The organism is Mycobacterium sp. 1245499.0 (genome assembly GCF_001673615.1).
GTDB classification, from domain to species: Bacteria; Actinomycetota; Actinomycetes; order Mycobacteriales; family Mycobacteriaceae; genus Mycobacterium; species Mycobacterium europaeum_A.
Window position 1 is genome coordinate 1 of sequence record NZ_LZMG01000315.1, and the last position, 10,419, is coordinate 10,419.

A 10,419-nucleotide genomic window follows, 5' to 3' on the forward strand; every position below is an offset into this window, starting at 1 on the left:
GGCCGCGACGTGCTTGACGATGGCTAGGCCCAGCCCGCTGCCGCCGGTAGCCCGTGAGCGGGCCTTGTCCCCGCGGAAGAACCGCTCGAAAACCCGTTCCTGATCTTCCAGGGCGATCCCGATGCCACGGTCGGTCACCGCGATCTCGATGTTCTCCCCGCGGCGACGGCGGCTGATCGACACCGGCGAACCTGGCGGCGAATAGGCGATGGCGTTCGACACCAGGTTGGCCAACGCGGTGACCAACAGCGTTTCGTCGCCCAGCACCCGCAAACCGCTGGGCGCGTCCGTGCGAACCTCGATGTCGGCGTTGTCGGCCGCCACCTTGTGCCGCGAAATCGCTTCGCTGACAACCTCGTCGACGTCGACCTCGATGACGTTGGGCAGCCGTTCGGCGCCCTGCAGCCGGGACAGCTCGATCAGCTCGGCGACCATGTCGCCGAGCCGGTTGGCCTCGACGAGCACCTTCTCGGCGAACCGCCGCACCGTCTCGGAGTCGTCCGACGACGCCAGCAGGGCCTCGGCGAGCAGTGCCATGGCGCCCACCGGGGTCTTGAGCTCGTGGCTGACGTTGGCCACGAAGTCGCGCCGGGTGGCCTCCATCCGCGCGTAGTCGGACTGATCGTGGGCGAAGACCACGGCGAACCGGCGGTCTTCTTCGCTGAGCAACCGCGCCTGCCCGTGCACCGAGAGCCCCGACCGGCCACCCGACCGTTTCGCCGGCTGCAGGTCGAATTCGACGTCGACGCCGGTCAGGGCCTGCTGCGCCGCCTCCCAGGCCTGGTCATCGAGTTGACGGTCGCGCACCAGGCCTAGCTCCTTGGCCCGTTCATTGAGGTAGACGACGTCGCGGTGGGCGTCCACCACCGCCGCGCCCAGCGGCATCAGCGCCACGATGCGTTGCAGCATCTGCGCGACGGTGATCCCGGTCCACTCGGTGCCGACCCGCTGGCGGCGCTGCACCGCCCGCGGTGACAGCCGGGTCCCGACCAGCACCCCCGCGGCCAGCGCCAGCGCGGACAAAACCCCGGCCAGCAACAGCGCCGAGAACACAGTCACATAGCAAATCCTACAAATCTTCCTGAACGCTGCCCTAGCGCAACGAGGCCAAAATCGGACAAGTCACACCTTGCGCAACAGGTGTTCCGCTCCCGTTCACGCGATGTTTGGCTAAATCGCCTTTATCTCGCGGATCGGCGCGGGCAGGCCCAGCTCAGCCGTGCCCTTGGTTGGCCACCGCGGCGGCGCCCGCGGCGGCCGCCTCCGGGTCCAGATAGGTGCCGCCGGCAACCACCGGCCGCAGGTCAGCGTCCAGGTCGTAGCGCAGCGGGATGCCGGTCGGGATGTTGAGCCCGGCGATCTCGTCGTCGGACACCCGATCGAGGTGCTTGACCAGGGCCCGCAGCGAGTTGCCGTGCGCCACGATCAGCACCGTCTTGCCGCTGCGCAGATCCGGGACGATGACGTCGGTGAAATAGGGCAGGAAGCGCACGACCACATCGGCCAGGCACTCGGTGAGCGGGCCGCCGCCGATGTCGGCGTAACGGGGATCGGTGTCCTGGCTGTAGGTGCTGCCCTTCTCGATGGGCGGGGGCGGCGTGTCGTAGCTGCGCCGCCAGGCCATGAACTGCTCGTCGCCGTAGCGGGCCTTCGTCTCGGCCTTGTCCAGCCCCTGCAGCGCCCCGTAATGGCGTTCGTTGAGCCGCCAGGTGCGCCGCACCGGGATCCACAGCCGGTCGGCCGCGTCCAGCGCGAGATGCGCGGTGGAGATGGCCCGGCGCAGCAGCGACGTGTAGAGGACGTCGGGCAACAGGTTGTTCTCGATCAGCAGCTCGCCGCTGCGCACGGCCTCGGTCCGGCCCTTGTCAGTGAGGCCGACGTCGACCCAACCGGTGAACAGGTTCAGCGAATTCCATTCGCTTTCGCCGTGGCGAAGCAGTACCAGCGTGGCCGTGTCACCCATGCCGGTCAGTCTCTCACGGCCCTATTCGTCGTCTTCGTGCCCCGATGCTCGACTCCTCACCATCGCGCTTCGCGCTCTGCATCGTCGTCTTCGTGACCCGATGCTCGACTCCTCACCATCGCGCTTCGCGCTCTGCATCGTCGTCTTCGTCGTCGTCGATCAAATGGGCGAACGCCTGCAGGTTCTTCAGCGACTCACCGCGCGACACCCGCCACTCCCACTCCTTCTGGATCGACGAGCGAAACCCCAACTCCAGCAACGTATTGAAGTCCGCATCCACCGCTTCGAGCACCTGCCCGAGCACCCGGTCGAGCTCGTCGGCGTCCACCGAAGCCAGCGACATGCGCCCTACCAGATAGATATCCCCGACATTGTCGAGCGTGTAGGCCACGCCGTAGAGGCGGCGGTTGCGCTTGAGCAGGAAGCGGTAGACGCCTTCGTGGTTCTCGTCGGGCTTGCGGCACACGAAGGCCTCGACCCGCACCGAATGCTCGCCGATGCTGAGGATGGTGTTGGTCTTGAGCTTGCGCTCGCCGGGCAGTTCCACCACCAGACCGGGCAGACCGCCATGCGCCCCAGCGTGTTTCGAGTAGTTCAACCCACTGTCCTGCAGGGCATCCTCGATCACCTGGCTTACCGATGGGCTCATGCGCCCACCCCGCGGCGCTCGGTCGTGTACTCGCGGATCGCGCGGCGGTAGCTGGCCAATAACGCGTCGGTGGTGTGATCCCAGGAGAACGTCGCCGCGTGCTCGGCGGCCGCCCGGCCCATCGCATCGGCGTGCGGCGCAGGCAAACGCAGCAGCCGGCCCAGCGCGTCCGCCCACCGCCCGACGTCGTGGCCGGCCACCAGCGTGCCGGTCACGCCGTCGCGCACCGCCACCGGCAGCCCACCGACCGCGGCCGCGGCCACCGGCGTCCCACAGGCCTGCGCCTCGAGGGCGACCAGACCGAACGACTCTGAATAACTCGGCACCGCAACAAGATTGGCCGCCTGGAACAATGTGGCCAGATTCGGGCGGGACTGCGGGGGCAGGAACGTCACGCGTTCGGTGATGCCGAGTTCGTCGGCCAGCCGGACCAAATTGTCTGGGGAGGCTAGGCCGCTACCCGAGGGGCCGCCGGCCACCACGATGCGCACCCCGGGCAGTTTCGCCGCGGCGCGCAACACGATGTCGGGCGCCTTCAGCGGCTGGATCCGGCCGACGAACGCCACGACGTCTTCGTCGAGCGGCAGCCCCAGCGCGGTCCGGGCGGCCCGGCGATCGCCCGGGCGGAACACGTCGAGTTCCACCCCGGGATGGACGACGTCGATCCTGGCCGGGTCGGCGTGGTGAATCGAGATCAGTTGCCTGGCTTCGTCATCGGTGTTGACGATCAATCGGTCCGCCTCGTCGACGACCTGTTGCTCGCCGACCGTGCGCAGCGGCGGTTCGGGCGAATCCCCCTCGGCCAGCGCCGCGTTCTTGACCGCGGCCAGCGTGTGCGCGGTGTGCACCAGCGGCACCGCCCAGCGGTCGCGGGCTAGCCAACCGACCTGACCGGACAGCCAGTAGTGCGAATGCACGATGTCGTAATAGCCCGGCTCGTGCGACGCCTCGGCGCGCAACACCCCGGCCGCGAACGCGCACAGCTGGGTGGGCAGGTCGTATTTGTCCAGGCCCTCGAAGGGGCCCGCCACCACGTTGCGCACCAGCACGCCGGGCGCCACCCGCGTGACCGGCGGGTCGGCCGAGGCGGTCGCCCGCGTGAAGATCTCCACCTCGATGCCCCGCCGCGCCAAGTGCAACGCGGTTTGCAGCACGTAGACGTTCATCCCGCCGGCGTCGCCGGTACCGGGCTGGGCCAGTGGTGAGGTGTGGACCGCCAACACTGCGACCCGGCGCGGTTCGTTCAGCCGGAAAACGTCATCGTGGCGCACCCTGTCATCTTTACAGGATGGTTCGCCGGCCAGCCCAAGCGCGCTGGACACACCCGTCGTGTCAGGCGGACGACTCGTCGCGAGTCACGTCGTGCAGCCGGGCATCGAGCGCCCCGGCGCGCCGCATCGCCCCCAGCGGGTCGGCGTAGAGCCCCGACAGCGAGACGGTCCCCGCGCCGGCCTCCTGCACCCGGTTGCCGAAGGCGGTGAGTCGGATGTCGCGGGGTCCGAGCACGGAGCGTTCCAGGAACGCCGCCTCGACCTGCTCCATTGCCTCCGGGTACTCGGTGAAAGCCTGGCCGCCGACCACCAGTTCGTCGGGGTTGAGCATGTCGCGCAGCAACGCCACCGCCTCGCCGAGCACGCGGCCCCGCTCGGCGAGCAGGTCCTTGGCCTGCTGGTTGCCGGCTCGGGCCACCCGCAACAGATCCGAGATGCCGGCGGCGGAGCCGCTGGCGCGGTTGGTCGGGGCGAACGGCAGGATGCGCTGCTGGCGGGCGATGGCCACCACGGCCTCGTCGCTGACGGTGGACTCCAGCTGGCCGGTGCCGCCGAGCAATTCGGACTGCGCCGGCAAGGTCGCGATGGTGCCCGGTCCGCTGGCCGGCACGTGCACCCGCCCGCCGATCACCAGCGCGTAGCCCACGGTCTCACGGGCGTAGACGTACAGGCTGGTGGGCGAGCTCGGCAGGAAGCGCCGCATGCCCAGGAGCAGCTCGGCACCGGCCATCGCGTCGACGTGCGAGGCCACCGATACCGGCAGGCCCAGGGCATCGGCGAGCACCTGACCCACCGGCGCCTGCCGCCAGCCCAGCCGGGGGTGGTCCACCTGGCCGGTGGCGCCGTCGACGGTGCCACCGATGGCGACCCCCACCCACAGCGGCCGGCGGCGATGCCAGCGCCGCAGGTAGCGGCGGGCGCTGTCGGCCAGCGTCGCCAGCGCGGGCCCGGCCGGGTTACGCGGGGTCGGGGTTTCGACGGTGTCGAGCGTGCGGCCGAACAGGTCGGTGGCCACGATGCTGGTGGTCCGGGCACCGATGTGGATGCCCAGCGTCACGAAGGGTTCGTGGTTGACCTCCACCGGCACACGCGGGCGGCCGATGGCGCCGGAGACGGCGAGGTCGGCGCGTTCCCGGAGCAGGCCGGCTTCCAGGAGCGCGATGACCTGACGGTTGACCGTGGCGATGCTCAGCGAGGTGATGCCGGCGATGACGTCGCGGCCGACGGGGCCGCGCAGCCGGACGGCCCGGAAGACGGAGGCCGCCGCCGAGTCGGGGATGTTCAGCGCCGGCGGCACGATCTGCCGGCGCACCGAGCGGTGGCCCTTTTGGCCCGGCAGGTGCCCGACGGCACGGCTGGGCGAATGATGGGTATGGGTGAGGGTATTCGTGCGCACGAGCGTCCTTATTTGTCCGAATTTTGCTGGCCGTCTTGGCCACACCTGGCTGGGTCAGGAGCGGCAAAGTGCGCAGCAACAACACGCACCCGCCGCGCAAAGACACGCGGTGGTCGTGGTGTTGGACAGGGCGCTAAGGAGCACACGCAAAATCTAGCACGTTCATTAAGGTTGTTTCGATGGTTAAAACTGGCAGGAATGAACGAGTCGCAGTAATCACCGGGGCCAGCTCGGGGATCGGTGCAGCAACCGCCCGAATCCTGGCTGCGCAGGGCTTTCATGTCGTCGCGGTGGCGCGTCGATCCGACCGGATTCAGGCCCTGGCCAGTGAAATCGGCGGTACCGCGATTGTGGCCGATGTCACAGACGAGGCGGCGGTTGAAACATTGGCGAGCAAAGTGGACCGGGTCGACGTTCTGGTCAACAACGCCGGCGGCGCCCGGGGCCTGGCGCCGGTCGCCGACGCCGACCTCGAGCACTGGCGATGGATGTGGGAGACCAACGTCATCGGCACGCTGCGGGTCACCCGCGCGCTGTTGCCCAAGCTGATCGACTCCGGCGACGGGCTGATCATCACCGTCACTTCCGTTGCGGCACTTGAGGTTTACGACGGCGGCGCCGGATACACGGCGGCCAAACACGGCCAGGGAGCGCTGCACCGCACGCTGCGCGGCGAGCTATTGGGCAAGCCGGTGCGGCTGACCGAGATCGCGCCCGGCGCGGTCGAGACGGAATTCTCGTTGGTGCGCTTCGACGGCGACCAACAACGCGCGGAGGCCGTCTACACCGGCATCACCCCGCTGGTGGCCGAGGATGTGGCCGAGGTGATCGGATTCGTCGCCTCGCGGCCGTCGCACGTCGATCTGGACCTGATCGTGATGAAGCCGCGCGATCAGGCGACGACCTCCCGTTTTAACCGCCAGGGGTAGCGGTGCCGGCCGGTGACGTCGACGTGGTCGGAGTGCCGGACAGGGTCGGCGCGTTGGACGGCGTGACCGGCGCGGTGACCGGGATCTGGGTTGACGGCGGGCGCGCGGTCGGCGGCGGCAGCGCCGACATGGCCACCCAGGTGTCCCAGTCCACGGCCCAGTCCCAGATGTCGCCGTCGGAGTAGGACAGCTGAATCGTGCTGCCGGTGACTTCGACCGGGTCGCCATACATCGCCGACTGGAAGTATTGCTCGGCGTCACCCGTCGAAAGGTTGATGCAGCCGTTGGTGACGTTGGTGTTGCCCTGCGCGCCGGCGCTGGCCGGGTTGGCATGGATGAACTCGCCGTTGTTGGAGATCCGGACCGCCCAGCGCTCGTGCACGTGGCTGTAGCCGGCCGCCGGGTTGGACATGTAGAAGTCGGCGTACTTCTCGCTGACCACGTGGATGCCGTTGCGGGTGACGTTGCGCGCCTTGTCGGCTTCGCCGTAGCTGCACGGGAAGTCCATGATGACGCCCTCGTCGCGGATCACCTGGATACGGTGCGAGGAAACCTCGGCCTTGACCACCTGCCGCCGGCCGATCTGGATGTTCAGCGAGATGTCCTCGGCGCCGTAGGCGCTGTCGCCGAACGGCAGACCGTACAGCTTGGCCTCGACGTTGACCGTGGTGCCCGCGGGGTAGTACTCGCGGGTCCGCCAGTGCGCGCGCGCACCGGCGGCCTCGTCGGGCAGCCAGGCCCAGCTGCCCTCGACGGGCGGGTTCGTGGTGACGGTGAGCGCCTTTTCGACGGCGGCCTTGTCGGTGATCGGCGCGTCGAACTGGATGATGATCGGCGCCGCGACGCCCACGGTCTGGCCGTCGGCGAGCTGGAAGGCGCCCCCGATCTTCTTGGTGGGAGACACCGTGGTGAACTTGCCGGCCACCGGGATCGCCTTGCCGTCGTGCCCGACGGCCGAGCCGCTCCACGTGTACGTCTGGTCGTAGCCGAGCGGCTCGGAGGTCGTGTAGACGGTGCGGTCTTGATTGAAGGCGCCCGCGACGGCCTTGCCCGACGAATTGGACAGCGCGACGTGCTGGAACCAGCCGTCGCTCACCTCGACGCTGACCGGGGCGATCGGCACCACGTTCTCGGTCGCGTTGGCGGGCTGGTACTTGAGCTGCGGTGCCGGCTGTTCCTTCTTCTCGGCCTGTTTGGCCGTCGTGCCGCCGCAGGCGGCCAAGACGTTGGGGGCGAACACACCCAGTCCCAGGGTCGCCAAAGCCGCACGCCGGTTGAACGGCCGCGGGGCGCTGGACGGGGTCACGAAAATCAAAGATACCGGGGAAAATCGGCCAGCCCGGCCGCGACAAAACGGGCCCGGGCACGCGTCGGCGAAATTTGCGGCTACAGCCTGCAGCCGAGCAGGACGGGCTCGGGGACCAATGTGATGCCAAACACAGCCTGGACGCCGTCGCGGATCGTTCTAGCCAGCTCTATCACGTCCTGTGAGCTGGCGCCGCCGCGGTTGGTCAGCGCCAGCGCGTGCTTGGTGGATAGCCGGCAGGGCTGTTCGAGGCCGTCCGGCCCCGGATCCGGGTAGCCCTTGCCGAATCCGGCCCGCTCCACCAGCCAGCCGGCGGCCAGCTTGACGCCGTCGGGCGCGGGGTAGTTCGGCACCGGCCCGTCGACGGCGGCGGCCAACCGCTCGTAGGCGTCCGGCGCGATCACCGGGTTGGTGAAGAAGGAGCCCACGCTCCAGGTGTCGTGGTCGGCCGCGTCGAGCACCATGCCCTTGCGCGCCCGCAGCGACAGCACCGCGTCGCGGACGGCCCGCGGGTCGGCGCGCTCGCCGCCGGCCACGTTCAACTCGGCGGCCAGCTCGCCGTAGCGCAGCGGCGCGCTGCGCCCGGACGCGTCCAGCGCGAACTCCACTTCCAGTACGACGGAAAGCATTTCGAGTCCACTGCCGGCGCGTTTGAACACACTGGTGCGGTAGCCGAAGCCCAGCTCGTCACCCGGCACCCAGCGCACCTGCCCGCTCGCGCGATCGAGCACCCGGACGCGGGTGATGGTGTCGGAGACCTCGGCGCCGTAGGCCCCGACGTTCTGAACCGGGGTGGCCCCGGCCGAGCCGGGGATGCCGGAGAGGCATTCCAGCCCGCCGAGGCCGTGCTCGATCGCGGTGAGCACGACGTCGTCCCACACCGCGCCCGCCTGCGCACGGACCAGGTTGCCCTCGACGGTGATGCCGTCATTGGCCAGCCGCACCGCGGTCAGGTCGGTCAGGCCGTCGGAGATCACCAGGTTGGAGCCGCCGGCGAAGACCAGCACCGGGTCGCGTTGCCCGCCAGCGGTTTCGGCGTCCAGCTGCCGCAACGTGGCGACCACCTGCTCGCTGGTGGTGCAGGTGATCAGGCGGCGCGCGGTCGGTCCGACCCGCAGGGTGGTCAGTGGCGCCAGTGGCACCGCGTCGGCCACCGCCGCGCCGGCGAACTCCGCACCGGCACCGCTGGATTTCATGGCCCGTAACGGTAGCCTGACCTGCTATGCCGCGTTCATTCGACTTGTCGGCCGATTACGACGGCAGTGTTGACGAGGTTCATCGCGCCTTCACCGACGAGGAGTACTGGCGGGCCAGGCTGGCCGGGTCCGGTGTCGACCTCGCCACGCTGGAGTCGATGCGGGTCGGCGGGGAGTCCGGGGACGAGGACACCGTCGAGGTCGTCACGCTGCAGGTGATCCGCAGCGACAAGCTGCCGGGCATGGTCACCCAGTTGCACAGCGGTGACCTGCGCATCCGGCGCGAGGAGACGTGGGGGCCGGTCACCGGCGGGGCGGCGACGGGGTCGGTGGTGGGATCGATCGTGGATGCGCCGGTGAACCTCGCCGGCACCGCCGTCCTGGAGCCCATCGAAGAGACCGGCGGTGCCCGGCTGACGTTCCGCGCCACCGTCCAGGTGCGCGTCCCGATCATCGGCGGCAAGTTGGAGAACATCATCGGCACCCGGCTGGCCGAACTGGTCGCCGCCGAGCAGCGCTTCACCACGGAGTGGATCGCCAAAACGGCCTGAGCCTTCGGTCCCGACCACGCCCAAGCTGCATTGCCCAGCTCCTCCGCCCGCCGCCGTAGCGGCGCGCATCGTCGCCGGGCCCAAGCTGCATTGCCCAGCTCCTCCGCCCGCCGCCGTAGCGGCGCGCATCGTCGCCGGGCCTAAGCTGGCGCTCATGCGAATCGCCTTGGCGCAGATCCTCAGCGGCACCGACCCGGCAGCAAACCTGCAGCTGGTGGACGAATACAGCCGCCGGGCCGCCGACGCGGGCGCGAAGCTGGTGGTGTTCCCCGAGGCGACCATGTGCCGGTTCGGAGTGCCGCTGGGGCCGGTCGCCGAGCCGGTCGACGGGCCCTGGGCCGACGGGGTGCGGCGCATCGCGGCCGACACCGGCATCGCCGTCGTCGCCGGCATGTTCACCCCGTCCGGCGATGGGCGGGTGAAGAACACGCTCCTCGCGGCCGGCGCCGACGACCCCGGCCGGCCGGACACCCACTACGACAAGATCCACCTCTACGACGCCTTCGGTTTCACCGAATCGCGCACGGTCGCGCCGGGACACGACCCGGTGGTGATCACGGTCGACGGCATCCACGTCGGGCTGACCGTCTGCTACGACATTCGGTTTCCGGCGCTGTACACCGAACTGGCCCGCCGCGGCGCCCAGGTGATCGCCGTCGGCGCGTCCTGGGGCGCGGGTCCCGGCAAACTCGACCAGTGGACGCTGCTGGCCCGCGCCCGCGCGCTCGATTCGATGAGCTACATCGCGGCGGCCGGCCAGGCCGATCCTGGTGACGCCCACGGATCCGGTTCGGGGGCACCGACCGGCGTCGGCGGCAGCCTGGTGGTCTCCCCCTTCGGTGACGTCGTCGCCTCGGCCGGCTCGCAACCGCAGCTGGTGGTGGCCGACATCGACGTCGACCGGGTCGCCGAGGCCCGCAAGAGCATCGCGGTCCTGCACAACCGCTCGGACTTTGCTCAGGTTGATAGGGCAGAATCGGTCGGGTGACGAACCCACAAGGACCACCGAACCCGGACCCGTCGAAGTGGGCCCGTCCCTCCAACCAGGGGCCCTTCGGCCAGCCCCCCACCGAGCGGCCGACCGAACGGATCAGCACCGGGATGGCGTTCTGTACCGACTGCTTGATGCCGTCACTGGTCCAGCTGATGGTGGCGTCC

9 protein-coding genes and 1 pseudogene are annotated in these 10,419 nt (G+C 69.6%); 3 read left to right on the plus strand and 7 right to left on the minus strand.

Annotated elements, in window-relative coordinates; all coding sequences use genetic code 11:
* The 5 genes and pseudogenes from A5646_RS19050 to A5646_RS19070 form a co-directional block, all read right to left on the minus strand.
* Positions 1-1,059, minus strand: a 1,059-nt coding sequence (locus A5646_RS19050; protein ID WP_156765648.1) for a cell wall metabolism sensor histidine kinase WalK, incomplete at its 3' end; no start/stop codon positions are given.
* 154 nt (positions 1,060-1,213) lie between these two features.
* Positions 1,214-1,963, minus strand: a complete 750-nt coding sequence (locus A5646_RS19055; protein WP_066881489.1) for a phosphoglyceromutase — start codon at positions 1,961-1,963, stop codon at positions 1,214-1,216.
* 108 nt (positions 1,964-2,071) lie between these two features.
* Positions 2,072-2,612 (minus strand): annotated as a pseudogene (locus A5646_RS19060) (YbjN domain-containing protein); the annotation flags it as partial.
* Entirely contained in the window at positions 2,609-3,883 is a 1,275-nt protein-coding gene (gene mshA / locus A5646_RS19065) for a D-inositol-3-phosphate glycosyltransferase (protein ID WP_067023417.1), read from the minus strand. The pseudogene A5646_RS19060 and the gene mshA, both read right to left, overlap by 4 nt.
* A gap of 61 nt (positions 3,884-3,944) precedes the next feature.
* Positions 3,945-5,222 carry an ROK family protein gene (locus A5646_RS19070; protein WP_197505239.1) on the minus strand — a complete coding sequence of 426 codons (1,278 nt, stop codon included), beginning with the start codon at positions 5,220-5,222 and terminating at the stop codon, positions 3,945-3,947.
* Positions 5,223-5,458: 236 nt separating this feature from the next.
* Here A5646_RS19070 and A5646_RS19075 point away from each other — a divergent pair, with 236 nt between their 5' ends.
* The gene (locus A5646_RS19075) at positions 5,459-6,208 is read left to right on the plus strand and encodes an SDR family oxidoreductase (RefSeq protein ID WP_066863007.1); all 750 of its coding nucleotides are present in this window, start codon (positions 5,459-5,461) and stop codon (positions 6,206-6,208) included.
* Here A5646_RS19075 and A5646_RS19080 read toward each other — a convergent pair.
* The gene (locus tag A5646_RS19080; protein WP_066863003.1) at positions 6,192-7,523 is read right to left on the minus strand and encodes an Ig-like domain-containing protein; all 1,332 of its coding nucleotides are present in this window, start codon (positions 7,521-7,523) and stop codon (positions 6,192-6,194) included. The two genes, A5646_RS19075 and A5646_RS19080, sit on opposite strands and share 17 nt — an antisense overlap.
* A gap of 71 nt (positions 7,524-7,594) precedes the next feature.
* Positions 7,595-8,710 (minus strand): UDP-N-acetylmuramate dehydrogenase, encoded by a 1,116-nt coding sequence (locus A5646_RS19085; RefSeq protein WP_067023423.1) that lies wholly within the window; start codon positions 8,708-8,710, stop codon positions 7,595-7,597.
* A gap of 26 nt (positions 8,711-8,736) precedes the next feature.
* Between A5646_RS19085 and A5646_RS19090 the strand changes: the two genes are divergently transcribed.
* Both A5646_RS19090 and A5646_RS19095 read left to right on the plus strand, forming a co-directional pair.
* Positions 8,737-9,261: a DUF2505 domain-containing protein gene (locus A5646_RS19090; protein WP_066881480.1), complete on the plus strand. Its 525-nt coding sequence runs from the start codon at positions 8,737-8,739 to the stop codon at positions 9,259-9,261.
* Positions 9,262-9,415: 154 nt separating this feature from the next.
* The gene (locus tag A5646_RS19095) at positions 9,416-10,249 is read left to right on the plus strand and encodes a carbon-nitrogen hydrolase family protein (protein WP_067023425.1); all 834 of its coding nucleotides are present in this window, start codon (positions 9,416-9,418) and stop codon (positions 10,247-10,249) included.
* Positions 10,250-10,419: the final 170 nt, after the last annotated feature.